Annotated in this window: 13 protein-coding genes; 9 read left to right on the top strand and 4 right to left on the bottom strand. The window is 48.1% G+C overall.

All coding sequences use genetic code 11. From position 1 onward, the window contains the following. Positions 1 to 309 precede the first annotated feature (309 nt). Together ACTJJJ_RS00490 and ACTJJJ_RS00495 are read left to right on the top strand one after the other, a co-directional pair. Positions 310 to 6,603, top strand: a complete 6,294-nt coding sequence (locus tag ACTJJJ_RS00490) for a T9SS type A sorting domain-containing protein (RefSeq protein ID WP_440701087.1) — start codon at positions 310 to 312, stop codon at positions 6,601 to 6,603. A 206-nt stretch (positions 6,604 to 6,809) separates the two neighbouring features. Continuing rightward, positions 6,810 to 9,827, top strand: a complete 3,018-nt coding sequence (locus ACTJJJ_RS00495) for a DUF6923 family protein (RefSeq protein ID WP_440701088.1) — start codon at positions 6,810 to 6,812, stop codon at positions 9,825 to 9,827. 260 nt (positions 9,828 to 10,087) lie between these two features. Here the strand turns inward: ACTJJJ_RS00495 and ACTJJJ_RS00500 are convergent, their stop codons facing one another. Both ACTJJJ_RS00500 and ACTJJJ_RS00505 read right to left on the bottom strand, forming a co-directional pair. Continuing rightward, a complete protein-coding gene (locus tag ACTJJJ_RS00500) occupies positions 10,088 to 10,633 on the bottom strand; it encodes an ABC transporter ATP-binding protein (protein WP_440701089.1) in 546 nt (181 codons plus the stop codon). A 12-nt stretch (positions 10,634 to 10,645) separates the two neighbouring features. Beyond that, the gene (locus ACTJJJ_RS00505; protein WP_440701090.1) at positions 10,646 to 11,575 is read right to left on the bottom strand and encodes a pentapeptide repeat-containing protein; all 930 of its coding nucleotides are present in this window, start codon (positions 11,573 to 11,575) and stop codon (positions 10,646 to 10,648) included. A 228-nt stretch (positions 11,576 to 11,803) separates the two neighbouring features. Between ACTJJJ_RS00505 and ACTJJJ_RS00510 the strand changes: the two genes are divergently transcribed. Further along, entirely contained in the window at positions 11,804 to 13,771 is a 1,968-nt protein-coding gene (locus ACTJJJ_RS00510; protein ID WP_229221975.1) for a KUP/HAK/KT family potassium transporter, read from the top strand. A 9-nt stretch (positions 13,772 to 13,780) separates the two neighbouring features. Here ACTJJJ_RS00510 and ACTJJJ_RS00515 read toward each other — a convergent pair whose 3' ends face one another. Together ACTJJJ_RS00515 and ACTJJJ_RS00520 are read right to left on the bottom strand one after the other, a co-directional pair. Continuing rightward, positions 13,781 to 14,869, bottom strand: a complete 1,089-nt coding sequence (locus ACTJJJ_RS00515) for an exo-alpha-sialidase (protein WP_440701091.1) — start codon at positions 14,867 to 14,869, stop codon at positions 13,781 to 13,783. Positions 14,870 to 14,955: 86 nt separating this feature from the next. Further along, positions 14,956 to 15,225: a hypothetical protein gene (locus tag ACTJJJ_RS00520; RefSeq protein WP_440701092.1), complete on the bottom strand. Its 270-nt coding sequence runs from the start codon at positions 15,223 to 15,225 to the stop codon at positions 14,956 to 14,958. Between the two features lie 276 nt (positions 15,226 to 15,501). Between ACTJJJ_RS00520 and ACTJJJ_RS00525 the strand changes: the two genes are divergently transcribed. From ACTJJJ_RS00525 to ACTJJJ_RS00550, 6 genes are all read left to right on the top strand, one after another. After that, positions 15,502 to 16,365 carry a DUF3347 domain-containing protein gene (locus ACTJJJ_RS00525; RefSeq protein ID WP_440701093.1) on the top strand — a complete coding sequence of 288 codons (864 nt, stop codon included), beginning with the start codon at positions 15,502 to 15,504 and terminating at the stop codon, positions 16,363 to 16,365. A gap of 85 nt (positions 16,366 to 16,450) precedes the next feature. After that, positions 16,451 to 18,748 (top strand): multicopper oxidase family protein, encoded by a 2,298-nt coding sequence (locus ACTJJJ_RS00530; protein WP_440701094.1) that lies wholly within the window; start codon positions 16,451 to 16,453, stop codon positions 18,746 to 18,748. Between the two features lie 35 nt (positions 18,749 to 18,783). After that, positions 18,784 to 20,880 carry a copper-translocating P-type ATPase gene (locus tag ACTJJJ_RS00535; protein WP_440701095.1) on the top strand — a complete coding sequence of 699 codons (2,097 nt, stop codon included), beginning with the start codon at positions 18,784 to 18,786 and terminating at the stop codon, positions 20,878 to 20,880. A 119-nt stretch (positions 20,881 to 20,999) separates the two neighbouring features. After that, entirely contained in the window at positions 21,000 to 21,143 is a 144-nt protein-coding gene (locus ACTJJJ_RS00540) for a helix-turn-helix domain-containing protein (RefSeq protein WP_440701096.1), read from the top strand. A gap of 106 nt (positions 21,144 to 21,249) precedes the next feature. Further along, a complete protein-coding gene (locus tag ACTJJJ_RS00545; RefSeq protein WP_440701097.1) occupies positions 21,250 to 22,068 on the top strand; it encodes an SDR family NAD(P)-dependent oxidoreductase in 819 nt (272 codons plus the stop codon). Between the two features lie 49 nt (positions 22,069 to 22,117). Continuing rightward, positions 22,118 to 23,011 carry a helix-turn-helix domain-containing protein gene (locus ACTJJJ_RS00550; RefSeq protein WP_426295254.1) on the top strand — a complete coding sequence of 298 codons (894 nt, stop codon included), beginning with the start codon at positions 22,118 to 22,120 and terminating at the stop codon, positions 23,009 to 23,011. The last annotated feature ends 285 nt before the right edge of the window (positions 23,012 to 23,296 follow it).

Consider the following 23,296-nt stretch of genomic DNA (forward strand, 5'->3'; position numbering starts at 1 on the left):
TTCAGAATACCTCCACTATTAGAATTAATTCCGCGGTAAACGATCCTGGAAATCTGCGCTATGCCACACTATGTCATTTTCATTTCCTGACACCAGGCAGAACAGTTTCGCACCTGTGAGATAAAGCCTTGTAACTGAATCGGACCGGGGCAAAGAACCCATTTCGGGGCGGAGCGTATCCTCCTGGCTGGCCATGCCATGCCCAAAAATTCTAAAATCAATTTATTAATACTTAATGTACTGATTATGAATAAATAAAAGAAAGAGAAGAGAAGTGTAAACCATTTATGGACAATTGAAAACTATTTTATGAAACGAAATGTACAAGTTGCCGCCATCGCACTTGCTTCTGCAATGCTTGCGTGCTTTGGCGCACGTGCGCAGACACCCGGTGGGGTTTCCCCAGCGGTCTGGTACCGGGCCGACGCACCTGGCTCCGTATTTTCAGACGCAGGCTCCACGGCCGCGTCGAATAACGCCACCGTTCAGCAATGGAACGAAGCGCGCGGGACAGGCAGGAACCTGATCCAGGCTACGGCCAGCGCACGGCCGGTTTTTTCCAATAGCTCCGCGTTGGCAAATTTTAACCCCACCGTCACCTTCGACGGCAGTAACGACTTTCTACAATTCACCGCGGGTACGGGTGTAAATCTGATCGACAGGGCCAATGGCAGTATCTATGCCGCCGGCTATGTGAACACGCTGAAACAAAGCGGATTTGCCGGGTTTCACGCATCGATGGATTATCCGGGTCTGCATATTTTTGGTAGCAATAACAAACTGCTGTTTTTTACAGGAGGTCCTGGTTACCAGGGATTGAGTGCCTCTGCCTACACAGCAGACATGTTCTTTTCGGCTGGTTCGGGATGGCAGAACGGCGCTGGTACGAATGCATCGTACGCAGCGGCGACCGTCTCGCTCAACGGTACACGTACCGACTACAACGGCAGCCAGCTCTATAATGCCAACCTGAGCACCGGCGCGCGTGATTTCCGCATTGGCGCCGACAACAACTACGGCGCATTCAGCGGCCAGCTCAATGAGGTACTGGTATTTGAGGATAAACTGACAACAGACCAGATGGACCGTGTCGAGACTTACCTGGCTATCAAATACGGAACCACTTATGCCAGCGGAACGCGTGATTACAAAAATTCGGCGGGTAACGTGGTTTGGAGCGCTTCCGCAAATGCAGGTTTACAAAACAACATTGCGGGTATCGCCAACGATGGTGTTTTGCAGCAAAAACAATCATGGAGCACAAACCCCGGACAACAAGTGCTGATCGGTACTACGGGCTTAACGAACACGAACGCAGGTAACTCATTAGCGCTGAACGCAGGGCAGTATCTGATATGGGGCGACAATGGCCTGGCCAAAGTGCCAACCGTATCTACCACTGCATTTCCGTCGGTATCCCATCATTTTCAGGCGATATGGAAGGTGCAGAATTCAGGGGCTGTGGGAACCGTTCGTGTGGCCTGGCCAAAAAGCCTTAAAAGTCTGAGCCTGATCCAAAGTAGCGATCAGACTATCGGTGCAGGAGATGTGCTGACACCTTTGACATCCGAGACTACAATCAATGGCGTCGTTTACAACTATGCGGATGTGACGCTGGCCGATGGTCAGTATTTTACATTTGCGGCCAAAGTACCGGCGCCCGGTGGTGTTACCACAGGTTTAACCCAATGGTATCGTGCGGATGAAGGCTTGGTTAAAGTTGGAGGGGATGGTAGCAATGTTACGACCTGGACAGATTTTGCAAGAGGTACTGTTTCCGGTCAAATTGCAACAGCGCCTGTTCCGGTTTATAAACAAGGTGCAACAAACTATTTCAATTTCAATCCGGGTGTGAATTTTACTGCAATCCAGCAAATGTTGGGCAACATCACCACCCAGACCTTAGAAAATACTTCCTTCGATATTTTCACATTGACCAAAGAAGGTATGAGTGGAACGAGGTATTTTAACATTGGCATGAATAATACCTCATTGGGTGGTGCCAACTGGGATCAGCCCGGACTCTATGCCAGCGGCAACATGGCTACCAGAAATAGTACAGGTGGAGGGCTAGGCATTTCAAATCCAGGTAATGTTGGCTTTTCAGCCACTATACCAAGCATCATGTACCACACTTTCACCAATACCTCCATCAGGAAAGGTATCAATGGCGCTGGGGTGGGTGCACAATGGAATGTTTCGGCAAGAGGCCAGATGACTGGCGGCCATATTTTTGGCTCTAACGGAGGTACCAATCCTCCGGGTGGTGATGACTGGGGCTTCACCGGTCATATTGGAGAAGTGGTTATTTATGGTGGCGGAAATTTGACTGCGGCTGAAAGAAACAGGGTAGATAGCTATCTGGCAATCAAATATGGTATCACATTGCCGGCGGGTGTAAATTATCTGAACTCCAATGGAAGCGTTGCGTGGGATGCGGCTGCTAACAGCGCCTATCATAACAACGTGGCTGGTATTGCCAGTGATGAGTCGTCCGCATTGAGTCAAAAGCAAAGTATCAGCGTCAATAAAGGGCAGCAGGTTATAATTTCGACCACTGGCCTGACAGACACTAATGCTGGAAACGGAACTTCACTTTCTGATGGACAGTATTTGATTTGGGGCGATAATGGTTTGTCTAAAACGCTTTCTGCATCGTTTAATTTTGCCAGTGTCCCCACATTGAATTTACGCTTTGCGGCTATCTGGAAAGTACAAAATACAGCAAATGTAGGAACAGTGCGTGTGGCATGGCCGTCCGGAATTCCAAGCCTTACGCTTATTCAAAGCGCCGATGCTACCATTGACGATACAGACGCCAGAACAGATATGACTGCCAATTCAGCATCTGTAAATGGTGTTTCTTATAATTACGCTGACGTAACCCTGAGTGATGGTCAATACTTTACTTTCGCAGGGTTCGTATCCGGACCGGGTAATGTAGCTTCGGCGGCATGGTATAGGGCAGATGCAGCAGGTCAGCAGTTTTCTGACGCGGGCACAACGGTGGCAACAGATGGACAGGCTCTGCAACAATGGAATGAATACAAAGGCACCGGATACAATCTTGTGCAGGCGAGTGCAGGAAACAGACCTACTTTCTCTAACACCACAACGCTGGCCAATTTCAATCCAACAGTTACATTCCCTGGCAGCCAGTGGATGCGATACACTGCTCCCACAGGAGTAAATGTAATAGATCGGGCAAATGGGTCAATTTATGCGGCAGGATATCTTAACAGCCTAAAAAATGTTGGTTTTGCCGGTTTTCATTCTTCCACGGATTATCCCGGGTTACACACTTATCCTTCGGGTGGCAACTATAATCTGTTGTTCTTTACAGGAGGGCCGGGTTATCAGGGTTTAAGTGGTAATAGTTTTGTGAATAAAAATTACTTTACCATAGGATCCGGATGGCAGAATGGTGAGGGCAGTACCGCGGCTTATGCGGGTGCTACTGTTTCATTAAATGGTAACCGCACCGTCTATTCTGGTACCAACCAGATTCAAAATGCCGTCATCAATAATGCTTCCCGGGATTTTCAAATTGGCCAGGATGACAACCATGGCGCGTTGAATGGGCAGTTGAATGAAGTAGTTGTATTTGAACAACGACTTACCGAGGATGAAATGAATCGGGTTGAAACCTATATGGCGATCAAATATGGTACAACCTACGCAGCGGGTACAAAAGACTATGTAAACTCATCTTCTGGTACTGTGTGGGCAAATGCTACCAACAATGGCTATCATTTCAACATTGCAGGTATTTCCCGTGACGATATGGGTTCCTTGTATCAGAAGCAGTCATGGAGCACCAACCCAGGCAGGCAAGTTTTGATCAGTACCACGGGTCTCGACAATACAAATGCTGGCAACACAGGTGTACTCTCCAACGGTCAATACCTGATTTGGGGTGATAACAATCTCGCAAAAGCGCCAACGGTTTCTATCGCAGGAATAAGTGGTGTTAATTACCGCTTTGCATCCATCTGGAAAGCTCAAAATACCAACGCTGTTGGTATGGTAAGAGTCGCATGGGCTAAGGGATATGCCAACCTGAAACTGATCCAAAGTGGGGATGCAACCATTGATGCATCGGACGTAATAACAGCGATGGAAAACAGCCAGGTTGTAAACGGGATAGAATATGCCTATGCCGATGTCACAATAGCGAATGGACAATATTTCACCTTTGCAGCCTTTATCCAGGCACCGGGTGGAGTAACCAACAACCTGAGCTACTGGTACCGCGCTGATAAATTAGTTGATGCTGCGGGTGAAGATGGCGATGTTGCTTATTGGACAGATTTCACTTCTGGTACAACGGTTGGGCAGATTAATGAAGCTCCTTTGCCTAAATTTAAAAACGGAGGTGCTACTTACTTTAACTACAACCCGGGCATCAATTTTACGGCTATCCAGCAAATGATAGGTAATATAGATGTGCAAACCTTACATAGTTTGGACTTTGATATCTTCAAGGTTACAAAGGAGGGGGCAGCGGGTTCTAGGGTATTTAATGTTGGTATGAATAATACAACATTTAATGGAACCAACTGGGATCAGCCATCACTTTATCCTAATGGCGGGGTTGGCCGAAGAAATAATACTGGGTCACTAATAACGTACAACGCTGTTCCAGGCGGCATTGTAGCTTCTACTACTGTATCAAGTATTATGTACCACAAGTTTTCTGATGTGAATGTAAGTAACGGCCTCAATGGTGCTGCCATTGGAACTGGTACAGATCATACTGCGACGGGCGCTGTTACCGGTGGGCACATTTTCGGTGCAAATGGAGGAGTAAATCCCCCCGGAGGAGATGACTGGGGATTTAGCGGGCATATAGGCGAGTTGGTTGTTTATGGACATGGTAGCGTTACTGCTACCGAAAGAAACAAGGTAGATACTTATCTTGCTATCAAATATGGTGTCACGTTGAATAATACTAACAATTACACCACTTCCAGTGGAGTAGTTGTTTGGGATAAAGATGCAAACATTGCCCATTACAACAACGTGGCCGGTATAGGTAATGACTTTATTTCTGCCCTGCATCAGAAACAAAGCCGCAGCCAGCATGCGAACACCAACGATCAGGTGATCATCGGTTTGGAGGACATTGCCGCGACCAACGCTGCCAATACCGGTACATTGTCGGATGGGCAGTTCCTTGTGTGGGGTGACAACGGCAATACCCAGGCGATGACCAACACAGCCAGTACTTACACAGCATTCGAATATGAAGGCAGCGTCAACAATGCGCGTCGCATGAACCGTATCTGGAAAGTGCAGAATACCAATGGGGTCGGAGAGGTGCTGATCCGTTTCCCGCAAGCTTCGGTGGGGACTACTACGCTGGCCAACGATGCGTGTGCAGGTTACGTGATCCTGTTCGCGTCCGACGCTGCGTTCTCGTCCAACGTGACGGCAGTTCCGGTGACTTTGAATGGCACAGACTACGAAGCCACTCATAGCTTCCTGAACGGTGCCAGCTACTTCACATTCGGGAAGGTGACACCGATCACCACGGGCACCGTGTATCTGCCGGCGGTAGTGGAAGAGACCACCCAGTACAACGACAACTGCGGTACCGGCGTGTGGACGTATTTCCGTAAGAGCGCTGACGCTTCGCTGAAACTGTTCGCAACGTCAGGTCTACCTGCGGACGTCCTCAATAACCTCACGGTGAAGATTACTCCGGAAGGCGTGACCTATACAGATGGTACCAAAACGACCAGCCTGATGCCGCGCATTGCATCGGTTACCAACGGCTCTGCTACTGCATTCACAGGGGCCAAAGTACGTATCTATTACAGCGCTTCCGAATTGACTGCTACGCAACTTCCGGGCGCTCAGGTGAACGCATGGTTCAAGTATGAAGGATCAGCGGAAGACGTCATCGCGAATGTGTACGGTTCCGGAGTGCTTGACGCAAGCAAGGCCGTCCAACTGACACCTAACGCGAGCGGCGTGGAGGATGGGGTCAATTATGTGGAGTTCCATAACATTTCTTCACTTTCTTCATTCGTGTACCTATCGACTACCTCTGAATCGGCAATGCCTGTAACGCTTACTTACTTCAAGGCGGCTAAGGAAGGTGGCATAGCCAATCTGGCCTGGGCTACTGCCGAAGAGGTGAACAACAAAGGGTTCGAGATCCAGCGGAGCGCCGATGCACGTAACTGGAACATCATCGGATTTGTGGAAAACCAAACCGAAGGCGGTAACAGCAAAGGTGCGTTGAGCTACGATTTCAAAGATGCGTCGCCGATGACAGGTACGAACTACTATCGTCTGAAGCAAATCGATCTCGACGGAACTTACATGTATAGTTCTGCCGTAGCACTCCGGTTCGACGTTGTGAAAGGTGCATTGTCCGTATACCCTAACCCGGTAGTCAATGGAAGATTGTCGCTCAATCTGCCACATTCCGGCTCGTACAAGGCATCGATCTACAATGTCGCCGGCGTGGAAGTGATGCAAGCCAACCAGTCGGGTGACAGCCTGGATATTCGTAATCTACGCGCAGGCCTGTATGTGGTCAGGATCGTGTACGCAAATGGCGAGAGCCACAGCAAGACATTTGTAGTGAAATAACAAAGTGTGCTGGGGTAAGTAAAACAGTATCCGAAGTTTTCGGATACTGTTTTTTACCAACCATTTGATAACCAAATACCTTAACTACGCTATACCGCACTAGACCAATTGGACCAGATCAACTCCCTGGCCTGCGATAATCCTTATACCCAATGGGCTCCCCTCAGGAACCCAAAAAGGAATTCTTACTTAAATCAATATATTCCATGAAAAATGTTTACACATCACCAGACCTTCTGGCCCGAAGATTCAGTAGCTTTATTTTTGCTGCGATTCTGACATTAAAGGCATTATCCTTTGCGAATGCACAGTCATGCCCGGACCCAGGGGGCGGAACTCAATGGTATTTTTTTGACCAGGACTTTGATGGGGGGAATTATTTCCCGGAAACCGTGCCTGCCGGAAAAATTGGGAGTGGAAGGTCGACTTCCGGCAAATTCAATCTCGAAGCGACGATGAACGCCATATACCCCCTTCGTTCAGCCACCATCTATCCTGAGCTTTCTGACGGAACAATGGGCAAAGTTGTCCTTCGGTTTGACTTTCTGGACATGGCACCTTCGGCTGTTATCAAAATCTATTTGGGGACTTCGGCAAGCGGGACTCCCACAGAAACCGTCACGCCAGCGAATGCTTCCGGCTACTTGTCGCAGACGCGGACATATACGGGCCCGATCACTGTGACTTTCGAAAGTCCCGTTGCTTCGTCGGGCGGCGATTTTAAAATTGTTATTCCTTATACTACCGGCGACCAGTTAGCTACATCGGCATTTGGTTTTCAGGTCGCATATTGGAAAAAGTTTATAACCCCGAATTCATACATTGCGATGGATTCATATCCGGAGGAAGCTGCACCAATTGCTACCGCCTATTTTGATGGGAACAAGAATCTTGTTTCCTCTGAAATATCCTTTTGCATCGATTACGGGAAGCCGGCGCCTTCCATGGCCAACAGCAACTACATCGGTGAAGTTATATTCTCGCCCAACGTTCGTCCGGACCTGGATAAGTCGGGAAGTGCGGATGCGGTCGATCAACTGAAAGCGGCACGGCTGGTTTACATATTGAATAATATTCCAGCACCGGCAACAACATATGCCAATTTTATGGCTGTCCAGTCTGCGGTGAATTCTACCACAGGTGCTGACTATGCAGTGCACTATTCCGGGCTCCACGGGGACGCTATCGACGCTATTCCAGGCCTGCCAAGTCCTGCTGAACCGGTGTTTTCAATTACCGGTCCGGGATCGCCGGCCGTAGCAGGAACCGCTCAGAATTTTACGGTTGACCTTACGGACGACGGCGGGCATCCGAGAATTTTCAAGTTGGAACTTCCCGCCGGCATAACGCTCAATTCGGTGACAGGGGCTTCATACGATGCCGTCAACGGAACCATCACTTTTCCTTCCTCACCGGCTTCTGCGACCGTCTCGGTTACCAACCCGGTCAACACCACCGCGACCCTGCGGGTCATATACGATCAGCCGGGCTTCTGGAATGTCAAGAATCTTATTGTATATGAACCTTGCACTGGTTTAGACGATTTCCAAGGGTTTATTGGCCTGAGCAAAGGTGACATCACGCACCCGTTCCGGGAAGCAACCGGTTCCTGGCTCGCCCAGCCTGCTTTTCCATGTTCGGAACTGAGCTATGTGATCGGCAACCGGAATATAGATGGTGCCAACGTTTCGGACGGTTACACACTTGATCTTTCGACCGGTAATACAACCCTGGCCAAACAGACCCTGATCCCAGGTCCCAACGCTTTCGTTAACGCCATCGGCTACAACACCGTCGACAACTATATCTGGGGTTTCCGTTACGGCACTAATCAGCTCGTCCGGATCGGCAGTGATTGGTCTGTGACATTCCATGATGTGACCGGTTTCCCGTCTCCGGTTCCGGGCTTTGCAACCGGAGATGTGAGCCCGGGTGGCATTCTGTACCTGTATGCAGCCAATTCAAACCAGATCACCAAAGTCGACCTGAATCCCGGCTCAGCAAATTACCTGACTGCCGTAACATTGCCCACTACGCCGACCAACTTGAACGATTGGTCGTTCAATCCTACCAACGGTCTGATTTATGCATTCGGTACAGACAAAGTACTATATCAATTTGATCCGGTAACTGGTAACCGCACCACAGTAGGCCCTGTAACCGGTGCAGGCATCGAAACATCTGGCTACACCGGCGCTTTTGGTACCGCTTTCTTTGATACAGACGGGGACATGTATGTAGGCAATAACGGCAGCGGGGCCATTTTCAAGATCAGCGCTCCTCTTACCAACCTGACGGCGTCGCTGTTCTCGACAGCGTCCGGAGTAACCCCAGGTGACGGCGCGCGCTGCCCAAGCGCAATTGTCAATGATCCGCCAGTGGCCGTGGACGATGATGGCACGACTACTTGCAATGCTACTACGGTCGACGTGCTGGCCAATGACATCGCTGGAAGCGTACCGTTGGTACCATCGAGTGTGAAACTGCTGACGCCAGGCTCGCCCGATCGGGTAACGACCCTGACTGTCGCTGGACAGGGCCAATATAATGTGGACCCAGTCAGTGGGGCCGTGAGTTTTATTCCATTGAACGGCTTGCGTGATACGGTCTCTATTGACTACGTTGTAACCGACGGCAACGGGCTCGAATCGATCGCCACATTAACCATCATTGTCGATTGCCCAATGCCCGTCAAACTGGTTGCCTTTGATGCCAGGAAAGAGGGAAATTTGGCGCACCTTACCTGGTCTACCACCGAAGAAGTGAACTCGGACCGCTTTGAAATAGAGCGCAGCACCCATGGGAAAGTTTGGGTTTCAATAGGCAGTGTTCGGTCAAACGGGGAAAGCAGTATTTTGAGAAATTACTCTTACACCGACAATTCACCGGAAAAAGGTCAAAATCTATACCGCCTGAGAATGGTCGATATGGACGGTACATATGCTTTTAGTTCTATCAGAATGCTGTCTGTTGAAAATGGCGCGGCGCAGATCTCGGTCTACCCCAATCCGGTGCAGGACGAGCTGACTATTGAAGGATTAGGCGGGTTGGAAACGATCAGGATTCTGGATGTATCAGGACGGATCATAACCCAAGGCCACAACGGAACAGGCCAAAACAGGCATACGTTTGACATTCAGTCCCTCCCTAATGGAACCTATGTGGTCAACATTCAAATGCCTGACGGTTCTATAGTCTCCCAAAAGCTGATAAAAAGCAAATAGTATGTAAAATTTTGCTTGCTATAAACTGAGCCCCCGGCGCAAAAAGAGGGTGTCTAAAAAGGAGGGGCAATGAAAAAGTCCTTTTCAAAAAGGCTAAAAAGGAGTGGGAAACGGCAGTTTTCTGCTCCTTTTTTTGTGTTAAAGCGGGCTTTAAGGGACATCAGTATGCTTAAAGTCAGTTTAATGCGGTAGTCGCCACATAAGGACAATCGACGTCCCGACTAGCTACTATATTTCTTGAAATTAAGGTTCAGTTAGCCCTACGCAAGTTCCTTAATGATCTTCCAAACTTCGATACGGGCCTCCGGATCCAGGCCGGTCGTAGGTTCGTCCAGAAATACGAGCTGAGTGTTTCCAATCAGACTCATCGCTATGTCGAGCCTTCGGCGCATACCGCCTGAGTAAGTGGATGCCATTCGCCCGGCCGCTTCGGTGAGGCCAAAGCGGTTTAACAAGTCATCGGCGATTTGACGCGGGTTTTGAAGATGCCGCAGCCGCGCGATCAGTATCAGGTTTTCTCGCCCGGTAAGCATTTCATCAACGGCGGCAAATTGGCCGGTCAGGCTGATCACCTGACGGACATGCCCCGGATTTGCATTGACGTCAAATCCACCAACGATCGCTTTTCCGTTATCGGGTTTAAGTAGTGTGGTCAGGATTTTAACGATCGTCGTTTTCCCGGAGCCATTGGTGCCGAGCAGGGCGAAAATATTGCCCTTTTCTACCTCGAAATCCACTCCTTTGAGCACAGAAAGCCCTTTGAAGGACTTTTGCAGCCCTTCAACTTGTATTGCCAGGTTTTGCATGATTACTTTCGGTTAGAGGATTGTAACGTTTGACAGATCGACTGCCATCAGGCCTTTGAGCGCCAGGTAGGTGAGCTTGTCCATGGTAGCCCCATAGAAGTCGATGGTTTTCAGCGCCAGGTGTGATTTGTTAGTCAAGGAGAAGGGAACCGTAAAAGATACATTCCTCAGGGCTGCGCCCCGGAAAGACACATCGTTTAGGGCAGACTTGTCAAACCGGACACCATCAAAGGTCTGCCCATTGAAATCGATCCCGCGCAGGTCGCAGTAACTGAAATCAACGCCTGTAAAGGTGCAGTTCTGGAAGACTGTTTTTCTAAGGTCTGTTTTAATCAATTTCACATCCACCAGGCTGGCGTCCACAAACTTTGCGCCCTGGCCGGACATGTTCAAGGTCGTGCGGACAAGAACGGATTTGTCAAAGCTTGCACCGGTAAGTTCTGTGGCCGAAAAGTTGCATTCCGTCAGATTTGCGCCATTAAAATTGGCTTCACGTGCGTCGGTGGCATCAAATAAGCATCCGGTCAGGTCGGCATTGGAGAAGTCGGCCCCGCGTAACGAGCTGGCTTTGAATTTTCCTTTATGCAAAACAACCCCTGCAAAATCGCTTTCTTGCAGATCGGCCGCCGTGAGGTTTATCAGAACCTGACGGTCGTTGGAATTGGTAGCGTTCTCCATTACAGGAACGGGTTGGCTTGTCGACTCCCTCGCATTAGGTATTTCGGCGGTCACAGACGGCGCGTTTTCAGAAAAATAATTGAGGTCAACCCCTAAAATCTCTGCCAGCCGGTCAAATGTGGTGATGTCGGGCATCGATTCTCCGCGTTCCCATTTTCCTACTGCCTGCGGGCTTATGAATATTTGCTGGGCGAGCTGCGCCTGCGACATGTTTTTCTCTTTTCTTGCTTTGGCGATTTTCTCGCCGATTACCTTACTGTCCATGCGTGTTTTGTGTTTTGTTTTTCGACATCGCAAAACTATATTGGCGACGTCGACCGGCCTGCAAAAAAGCAACTACTCTTGGTTGTATCGACGCTACACTTGGTTGTTATTTACTTACAAAGCGTGGTTTCAGTGAAAAACCCGACGATTCGAGAGGTCCGACACCTAAATTTTGCAGATTCCTGAGAAAGTTGATTTATTTCGCAAAAATCGAAAACTCCTTTTACTTTGGAACACAGTACAGACTATCACGCATTTCACAAACAGATCAAACCCGCCGGGCTTCTGATAGCCATCGGGATCGTATTCGGGGACATTGGAACCTCGCCACTTTACACATTGAACGCTCTTTTCCATGAAGGAGAAATCGTTTCGCAAACCAAGGCACTGGGGATTCTCAGCTGCATCATCTGGACGCTTACACTTCAAACCACTTTAAAATACATTCTGATCACCTTGCAGGCGGATAACCATGGCGAAGGTGGAATCTTTTCGTTGTACACATTGATCAGAAGATATTTTGGTAAATGGCTGATCGTGCCTGCTATCCTGGGAGGGGCATTTTTGATTGCGGACGGGATTATTACCCCGCCCATCTCGGTAGCTTCGGCCATTGAGGGGCTTCAAAAATTCGATCCGCACCTGGATACGGTGCCTATCGTGATTGCCATTATCATCGTTTTATTCCTGATCCAACAGCTAGGGACGCAGCAGATCGGAAAGTTTTTTGGCCCGGTAATGCTCATTTGGTTTTCGTTTATCGGCGTGATCGGTTTGATGGCGCTTTCATCGAACTGGGCTGTTTTAAAGGCTATTAATCCCTGGTATGCATATGAGCTTTTGGTTAACTATCCGGAAGGTTTCTGGCTTTTGGGAGGTATCTTTTTGTGTACCACAGGTGCGGAAGCACTGTATAGCGACATGGGCCACGTCGGCCGAAACAACATTCGCATAAGCTGGATTTATGTAAAGGTCTGTCTGATTTTAAGCTACGCCGGACAGACGGCCTGGCTGCTGGGCGTCGGAAAGGCCAATGCATTGAGCCCGTTCTACAACATTATCCCGCAGGGTATTTACATTCCTACGGTCATTTTGGCCTCTATGGCGACGGTGATAGCCAGTCAGGCGCTGATATCGGGCTGTTTCACATTGGTGAACGAGGCGATCCGGCTCGGTGTGTGGCCCAGAAACCGGGTGATATTCCCGGGCACGATCCGTGGACAGATGTACATTCCGTTCTTCAACTGGTTTTTGATGTGCGCCTGCATTCTGATGGTCCTGCATTTCCGTGAATCCAAAAACATGGAGGCGGCTTTTGGCCTTTCCGTCACATTGACGATGCTTATCACCACCTTTCTGATGGCGCTGTACCTTATCACCCGGCGTTTAAATCCGGCGCTTGTTGCGCTGATCACCGCTGTGTTCCTCGCCGTCGAATGCTCGTTTTTGATCGCTAACCTGCAAAAGCTGCACGAAGGCGGCTGGATCATGCTAGTGGTTGGAGCTATTCTTTCCCTGACGATGCTCACCTGGCAGCAGGGCCGCCGGATGCAGGAAAAACTGGTTGCATTTTCGCCCATTACACCCATCGTCGCGCAAAAGTTGAGCGATCTTTCAACGAACTACGCCATCAGGAGTTATGCCACTAACCTGATATACCTTACTTCAAGCAACAAGAATGAATTGATTGAAACCCGGGCGCTGGATTCCATTTTTAACAGCCCCGCCAAACGGGCAGATATTTATTGGTTCATCCATGTTAACGTGGCCGACGAGCCTTACACGCTACATTACGATGTGAAAACAATTTCACGGAACGATGCCTACTTTATCAATATGCACATCGGGTTTCGCATCGAGCCCAAAGTCGATTTGTTCTTCCGCCGCATTGTTCAGGACCTGATAGCAAGCGGAGAACTCGCATATGAACAGGCTGAGGAAAAGAAATACGACAGGCGCGATATGGGTGATTACCGGTTTATCGTGGGCAGTTCCTACCTGTCCTACGACAACGCTCTATCATTTTGGAAAAATCTTCTGATTAAATCCTATTATAACCTGAAACTGATCGGCGTGCAGGAAGGGGCTAATTTCGGGCTGGATGAAAGTAACGTCGTCTACGAGAAATATCCGCTCGTTTATCAGCCGCTGGACGAATATGTGATAAAACGAATTCCGACGGCGGGGAGCCAGTAATGTGCTACATTACTGAAAAGTTGTAAAGACAATCTTATCGTTTTGTTCGTAGACACAGAATATTTTGTCTTGGACTGAACTAGCAGCGAGCTTCGGAAACTGCCCTTTTGCAAGTCGCCCCTCCCTTCCATGTGAGCCTTTGTACAGTATCTCGCCGTTTTGGTGCCATACAATCAACGGGCCATGCCGTGTTTCAACTACCGTCGGGGTATTGCCTGTGCCAACTTTTACTTCTTGCTTACCGGGTTTCGCCTCGAATACTTCGGTTTGACGCCTCCAAACAGTAGTAACGATTCCGCTTCCGTCGGCGGAAATATCGCCACCATCCATGGGACAGCCATCAATCATGAAATCCGTTGATCCGAGTTTTTTTGCAGTACTAAAATGTTGCCCATAATCCTTTGACTGGACAATGTACATGTTACGAGCGCCATCCAGTTTGTTTCGAAACATTATATGCAGCACCTCCGTCTTATCGATAAACACGGAAGGTTTACAGCAGTCGCAAACGCCTTTTTGTTCTCCTTTATAAATGAGCTGGTTTTTCCCCCAGGTCGCTCCGCCATCTTTAGAAATAGCTCCAAAGAGGTTGTTGTTGCCTAAGCGGGTATCTAACCATGCTGTGTAGACCAGATTGCCGCTGCCTGCACATATCTCCGATAGCGCTTCTTTTGCAGTTGAGTCTTTGTCGTTGATCTTTACCGGAGCAGACCAGCTTCCTGGTCCGCCGGAAGACCTGAGGGCATACAAGTTTCCGTGATGATCACCAACGGTGACAGTGACGAAATCTTTGGTGGTGGTAATTTGAGGTCCACGTCCCATTCCCAAACCCATTTGGGGGAATTTTCCGAGTAAGGATGGCGCGGAGAATGATTTTCCGCTGTCTTTTGAAAAAATATAGTAAAGCAGCCGGTCATTGCCATTTTTTAAGCCATAGGCAATATGTATGGTACCCTTTGAATCGACAGCAATTTGAGGCTGAGCACCCACAGCCAACTCTTTTTCGGATATTACCCCAGCGGACTGCCTTTTTTCTTTAATCGTCGCTAAGAGAAGCGGAACTATAAAGAGGACAATTAATAGCTTGCGTAAAAACATGATTTTGGAAACTGATCGTTCGACACTTTAATATGGGTAAGATAAAACGGGTGGTGATTTACCCCCGAGCGTAAGAAATCCCATAATTATGTAACACACAGCACAAATTGTGTAGAAAAACCTGTTGAATAGGCTGCAATATTTGCACCTTCGAGATATGGAACGGAATGAAAGGATGTGTTTTCTTTATACTGATCTTGGTGGGCCAGCTGTTTGGAGCTGGCGAAGGCCTTGCATGCGGTAAGAAGCACGTCAATAAAATCAGCTCTGTTTCGCACAGGGTTGTCCAAAAAAAGGCCTGTTGCACGAGGCACCAGTACTACGGGTCGTGCAATCGAAGTAAACAGTGTGATCATAATTGCAGCCAGTCCGGCTGTGACTGCGCACACGCAGCCAGTGCCTATGCAATGAAGACGCAACCGGCCGGGCTTGTCAATACCGTATTTTACACCATCGATAATACTTCATGTTGGTTTTTCCAGCAGCCGGCGCCGAAGCCGGTCTACCTTTCCCTTTGGACACCTCCCAATATAGGTTGGTTGTTAAATTATCTGCAGCCACAGGTACGCCCTGTCGGGACTGTTGCCTGATAGAGGCTTTTTATGTATTTAACAACCCGAAATTCTATTCCAATGAAATCAATAAAGCTATTGATGGCAATGATCCTATTGCTATCCACCCTTTTGTCATACGCCGACATCAAGAACCTTCAAACAGAAAACGTGAGAATTGCCGGCGCATGCGCTCAATGCAAGGAAGCAATCGAAGCTGCCGCATTTCAAAAAAATATATCCGAGGCCTCGTGGAACAAGGACACAAAAATAGCCGCTATCAGCTATGACAGTAAGAAAACCTCGCTGGATGCGGTATTGAAAAAGATCGCACTGGCCGGGTATGATAACCAAAATTACCTCGCGCCCGATGATGCCTATGCCCGCCTGGACGAATCTAACCGATATGAGCGTGCAGTGAAGCGCCCGGTGGCCGCTCAGGAAAAAATGAACGCTCATCAGCATGGACATGACGCTGCCAACAGCCCAAACGAACAGGTTGTACCGTCAGCCGACGATCCGCTGAAACCGGTTTTGAATGCTTACTACGCCGTGAAGGATGCGTTGATCGCTTCTGATGGAGCAGCAGCTGCCTCGAAAGCGGACAACCTGGTGAAAACGCTTAAAGCGGTAAAAATGGATCAGCTCGGAAGCGAGCAGCATACCGTTTGGATGAAAGTGGTGAAAGACCTGGATTTTGATGCCGAGCATATTGCCGAGACGAAAGATGTAGGGCATCAGAGGGATCATTTTACTTCACTGTCTGATAACATGTACAAGCTGATTAAATCGGCCAAACCAACCGAGCCGGTTTATTATCAACATTGCCCGATGGCCAAGGAAGGGAAAGGTGCGAATTGGCTCAGCCAGGAATCTGCAATCAAAAATCCTTACTATGGCGCGCAGATGTTGAATTGTGGCAAAACAACCGAAACAATCAAATAATCGATGCCTTCATAGCGAAATGCCATAATCAGGTGATTAATGCCGTTCCGCTATGAAGGTACTATCTTATAACCACCTACACACGATGGATTTATTGAGAGTCCTCATTTTTAAGGCTACGCTATCGCTGGCTATCCTAATGCTAAGTTCGGGGCTGACACATGGCCAGAAAGTTGTCCGCTATGATCTATACGTGAAAGACACAACCGTGAACTTTACGGGAAAGCCCAAACGTGCCATTGCAGTAAATGGACAGATTCCCATGCCGACTTTGACATTCACAGAGGGAGACACAGCCGAGATTTATGTCCATAATGAGCTCGACGAAGAAACCTCACTGCATTGGCACGGGTTGTTTCTGCCGAACAAATATGACGGGGTGCCCAATCTCACGCAGATGCCCATCGAGCCTCATTCTACTCATTTGTACCGGTTTTCGATTATCCAGCACGGCACGCACTGGTACCACAGCCACACCGAGTTGCAGGAACAAATAGGCATGTACGGATCGATGATCCTTCACAAGAAGAGAGAACCCGAAATACCCACGGTACCCATTATCCTGAGCGAATGGACAGATATGAACCCTAAAAACGTCCACCGGATGCTTCATAATGCCAGTGATTGGTTTGCGATACAAAAAGGGGCAACCCAGAGCTATTCGGAAGCGGCTGGCCAGGGGTATTTGAAAACCAAACTGGGCAATGAATGGAAACGGATGACGGCGATGGATGTGAGCGACGTTTATTACGACCGTTTTCTCATCAATGGAAAAAACGAAAGCCAACTTAGTCAATTCAAACCGGGAGATAAGGTTCGGCTGCGGATTTCAAATGGCGGGGCATCGACCTACTTCTGGCTTACTTATGCAGGAGGAAAAATGACTGTGGTTGCCACTGATGGCAATGATGTGGAGCCGGTTGAGGTAGACAGATTAATCATAGCCGTCTCGGAGACCTACGATGTGATCGTTACAATTCCGGCCACACCGGCGGGTGCTGAGCCGGTATCTTATGAATTCCTGGCTACATCCGAGGACCGTACCAAGTCGGCATCATTATACCTGGGCGCAGGGGTGAAGCAACTTGCATCGCCATTACCAAGACTCAAATATTTCGAAGGGATGAAGATGATGAACGGTATGATGAAAATGAATGGTAATCTGGATGATATGGGAATGAATATGAGCCTGAATCAGATGGATATGAATGTCGTCATGTACCCCGAAATTACAGGCCCGCTGAAAACCCGAAAGCAAGGTACTGAGAGCAAGAACGAAAAGGATGACATGAAAATGGGAAATCAGGATGACGCCGAAAAGGACAAGCATGCAAAGCACAATATGTACAATAGCAATGCATTGTCTTCGATAACGACCTTGAACTATGCCATGCTCGCATCGCCTGAAAATACATCATTGCCTAAAAATTCAACCGTAAAGGAATTGCGATTTGTGCTGACGGGTAATATGAACCGGTACGTGTGGAGTATGGACAATAAAGTTGTCTCGGAACGGGATAAGATCCTGATCAAAAAGGGAGAGAACGTTCGTATGATCATCTACAATAATTCCATGATGCGCCATCCTATGCACCTTCATGGCCACGATTTCAGGGTGCTTAACGGAAATGGTGCGAACGCGCCCATGAAAAACATCATCGACATCATGCCGATGGAAACCGATACGCTTGAATTTGCCGCTACCGAAAGTGGCGACTGGTTTTTCCATTGTCATATCCTGTACCATATGATGAGTGGGATGGGCGCGATTTTTTCGTACGAAAATTCGCCTGCAAATCCTGAGATCCCGAATCCCAGGTTAGCGCAGCGCAAATTGTTTGCCGACGACCGGGAATTCCATTTCATGGCCGAAAACGACTTTGCCACCAATGGAAACGACGGTGAAGCGATGGTTCAAAACACGCGCTGGAGCATCGGCTCAGAGTGGAGATTGGGCTGGAACGACCATCACGGATACGAAGTAGAGACCCATTTGGGCCGGTACATCGGCAGAATGCAGTGGCTGATGCCATTCATCGGGTTTGACTGGCGATACCGGAAGATGGGAATGGATGAAGTCGAAAAGAACCTGTTCGGGCAGCGCAATACAAAAGACAAACGATCAGTGTTGAGCGTGGGTGTCAACTACGTCTTACCCATGCTGGTAACAGCGCAGGCGGAGATTTTTACAGATGGAAACGTGAGGTTTCAGTTGGAACGGATGGACATCCCGCTCTCCAGGCGATTGAGAATGAACTTGATGGTCAACACTGACAGGGAGTACATGGCGGCAGTCAAATACATATTCACCCGGTATATTGGGGCTACGGCTCATTACGACAGTGACATGGGATTCGGGCTCGGACTGACACTGAATTATTGAAAATAAGTGTAAGCACATGATAAAATGATCTGATTATGGAACATCACCATCACCACAGTCATCACTCAGACAAAAAAACGGAACACGATGATCCAATGAAGTCGCATGGCAGCGCGGATCATTCCCAGCACGGAGGTAGTCGTGGCGACGATGGTGGGCATAGTGGGCATGACAAGCACGCTGGCCATCACACGACTGACTTTTTGAAGAGGTTTTGGATATCTCTTGTCATTACAGTCCCTATTCTATTGCTATCCCACATGATCCAGGAGTGGGCTGGTATCGATTTGCGGTTCCAGGGTGACCAATATCTTCTTTTGGCGCTTAGCAGCATCGTCTATTTCTATGGAGGTTGGCCTTTTCTGAATGGCTTGGTTGGTGAGCTGAAAAGCAAGACTCCGGGCATGATGACGCTGGTGGCGGTGGCGATTACTATGGCATATGTTTACAGTGTGGCTGTCGTGATTGGGCTTGAAGGCATGGACTTTTTTTGGGAGCTGGCGACATTAATCGATATCATGCTCATTGGCCACTGGCTTGAAATGAAATCACAAATGGCGGCCTCGCAAGCGTTGGAATCGCTGATTGCTCTTCTTCCTTCTATCGTTCATGTCGAAAGGGATAAGCAGGTAACCGATATTCCGTTGAAAGACCTTCGGAAAGGCGACATTCTGTTGGTTAAACCGGGGGAAAAGGTTGCCGCTGATGGATCTGTCATTGAGGGTTCTTCCCATGTGAACGAAAGCATGCTTACCGGAGAAAGCATCCCTGCCCAAAAGCAAAAGGATGATAAGGTGATTGGCGGCGCGATCAATGGTGATGGCATTTTGAAAGTCCGCGTCACCGGGGCGGGGGATGACAGCTACCTGAATAAGGTGATTAATATGGTGAAGACAGCGCAAAGTGCCAAGTCAAACACCCAGAACCTGGCAGATAAAGTAGCAGGCTGGTTGACATTGATTTCAATCACGGTCGGCGTTGTTACTTTTATCGTATGGTATACGAGCGGCCAAAATCTGGCATTTGCCCTGGAAAGGATGGTTACTGTAATGGTAACGTCTTGCCCGCACGCCCTCGGAGTCGCCATCCCGTTGGTCATCGCGATATCTACAACCCTTTCGGCGACCCATGGCCTGTTGATAAGAAACCGTACCGCATTTGAGAACGCCCGGAAGCTGACTACCATCATTTTTGATAAAACAGGCACGCTTACCACGGGCTCTCATGAGATACAGCAAATTATTCCGACTTCTAACGAGTTCTCTTCCAGTCAAATATTGCAGTATGCTGCGGCTTTGCAGCAGAATTCTGAGCACCACCTTGCGCACGGAGTAATCAGGGAGCTGAAACGCCGGGGCTTGGAGCTGTGGGCATCGACGGATTTCAATTACAAACAAGGTATTGGAGTGAGTGGTGTGGTGAACAGTAAAAAGGTTGTCGCTGCGGGACCTAACTATTTCACGAGGGAAAACATGCCTGTGCCAACTATTCCGGAAGAAGTCGATCAAGCAACCGACACGGTGAATTTCATTATGATAAATGGAGAAGTAGTTGGTGTGATCACTTTTGCGGACAGCATCCGCGAAAGTGCCGCGCAGGCCATTTTGGAATTGAAAAAGATGAATATCAAATCATTTCTCCTGACTGGAGACAATGAAAAAATTGCCCAGTCTGTCAGCCAAAAGTTAAAGATGGATGGCTACCTGGCTAATGTGCTACCCCATGAGAAACAGGAAAAAGTTAAAGAGTTACAAAATAAAGGGGAAATCGTGGCAATGACTGGTGACGGGGTAAATGACGCGCCGGCACTTGCCCAGGCGGACGTAGGAATTGCTGTGGGTTCCGGAACCGACGTCGCGGCAGAAACGGCAGACATTATCCTGGTCAATAGCGATCCCATGGATGTTGTTCAAATGATAACATTTGGCAGGGCCACTTATCGGAAAATGGTGCAGAACCTGGCTTGGGCAATAGGATACAACATACTAGCCATCCCCCTTGCCGCTGGAGTCTTGTATCCGTCTTTCATGTTGAGCCCGGCAATGGGCGCCGTGTTGATGAGCGCATCGACCATTGTGGTTGCCATTAACGCAAAGCTTTTGCGGGTAAAACCGCACACGAGTACCAAATAGAAAGTTAGTTACCCGTTGCAAGTACAATCTTTGTCTTATCTGTCGGATAATCAGACAACTATGATGAAATTATTTGCAACACGCGAATCCGACAAATCGCGTCCGGAAGCAATAGTGAAATGAAGGCGAAGGCACAGGGAACCCGGCTGACTGTAAGCGAGATCGGTTTTCAGCTAGGCTTTGAATTTCCGCAATCGTTCAGTCGGCTATTCAAGAGTAGAACCAATGTGACGCCGCTATTTTACCGGCGTTCGCAAAATTAGGATTAAAAGGATTTAGTAAAAACGTCTCCTTTTTACCGACTTTTGTATCCTATGAGTCAGTCAGTTTATGCGGAATTTTGCCTTGTATTTAACATAGTAGAAAGCAATGGCAAAAACAATTTTTATTACAGGAGCATCCCGTGGATTGGGGCGCATTTGGGCAGAGGCATTTCTAAGTGAAGGTGATCAGGTAATTGTAGCAGTGAGAAATACGGATTCATTGCAGGCGCTGGCTGAAAAATATCCATCCCATTTGCTTGTTTTAAAATTAGATGTAACTGATAAAAAAGCTGGCTTTGAAGCCATCACAGCAGCAAAAGCCCATTTTGGAAAGATCGATGTTCTGATAAACAATGCCGGGTACGGACATGTTGGCGCAATTGAGGAGTTGAATGAGCAGGAGATCAGAGAGCAGTTTGAAACCAATGTTTTTGGCTTATTATGGCTGACTCAGGCAGTAATACCCATCATGCGTGAACAAAATTCAGGACATATTATTCAGGTTTCAAGCGCATTAGGGTTAGTAGCGTTTCCAACGCTTGGTATTTACAGCGCATCCAAGTTTGCGGTCGAAGCGATCAGTGAAAGCCTTGCAAGTGAAGTGAGCGGCTTTGGGATAAAGGTAACTATCGTCGAGCCTAATGGTTATCTGACAGAGTTCAGCACTTCGTCCGGTGTACAAAGCGAGCCAATAAGTTTGTACGATGGGGTGAGGGCTTCGCTGAATGAATCAAACCATCTTGAAGATTGGGGAGTGCCGGAAGCCACCGCCGAAACCATGCTCAAACTTATTAATTCAAAAAAACCGCCTCTGAGATTGATATTGGGCAAGGCTGGTCTGCAGTGGATTAAATACACTTATGCAGAACGCATGAAAACGTGGGAAGAATGGCAGGATGTTTCCATTGCAGCACACGGTAAATAAAACTTTAAATTGTAGCCCTTTAAAAGGGGCTACTTAACCGGCCCTCAAAATGAAGCATTTCGAGAGTATCAGCGCATTCAACCAGGCTACCGGAGTGAAACCACCGGAGCACCCTATGTTCAGTATTCTGTATGCCAATAAAGATGACCATTGGCCCGGTGACGTTGAGTTTATTGCAAACTTTTACATTATTGGTTTTAAAAAACTGACTTCGGGAAGTGTGCTTTACGGAAAAACAAAGTATGATCATGACCTTGGAACGATGTCATTCATTAAGCCGCGCCAAAAAGTTACGTTCAGAGATATACGCTTAGAAGAAGCTTGTTTTCTTATTCTTGTTCATGAGGATTATCTAGCAGGCTCGGCGCTGCACAATGAAATAAAAAAATATCATTACTTCGATTATGATATTAATGAAGCACTGCACCTTTCGCCAAGTGAGGAGGAGACAATCTGGACGCTGATGCAAACCATGAATAAGGAGCTTCACAATAACACAGATGCATATAGTAAAACCATTATTCTGAGTCATTTGAATACACTCTTGAAATATGCAGAGCGTTTTTACAAAAGACAATTTATTAACCGGGCGGAGATTACCGGAGCAATTGCCACCAGGTTCAATGAAATGCTGGCAGCCTATTTTGCAGCAGAAGAAGCTCATAAATCCGGTCTTCCAACCGTGACCGCACTTGCTGAGAGGCTGAATTTGTCACCAAGATACCTGAGTGATCTGCTCAGACAGCAGACGGGTAAAACGGCATTGGAGCTTATTCACCTTTATTTAATAGCAGAAGCTAAAAATTTGCTCAAAGGAACGGCCCTGAACATCAATGAAATTTCTTCCGCACTGGGTTTTGAAAATTCCAACTATTTCTCTCGCTTGTTTAAGCGGACAGTCGGGCTTACACCACACGTTTTTCGGCAGCAAAATTTGAATTAGTTAACGCCTTCAATGGGTTAAATTAAACGCCTATTTAGCCACGACCCGCACCCGATCCAGATTTTGGATGCGGGTATATGGGATCTTGGCGTTTCCACTCCCTTGGGAGGCAACCCTGAACGTTGGGAAATAGGTGCCGGTTTTTAAAAACTTATAGGTAGCCTCGATTGTGACACGAGAACCGGTCCTGTCGGCTGGTAGGATCTACCCGCAACGGGTTATTTTTTTAATTAACCATAGGGTGTCGCGCTCAAAATTGTCTCTGTACAGTTAGCAGTCAGATCG

The organism is Dyadobacter sp. 22481, assembly GCF_052044875.1.
GTDB classification, from domain to species: Bacteria; Bacteroidota; Bacteroidia; order Cytophagales; family Spirosomataceae; genus Dyadobacter; species Dyadobacter endophyticus.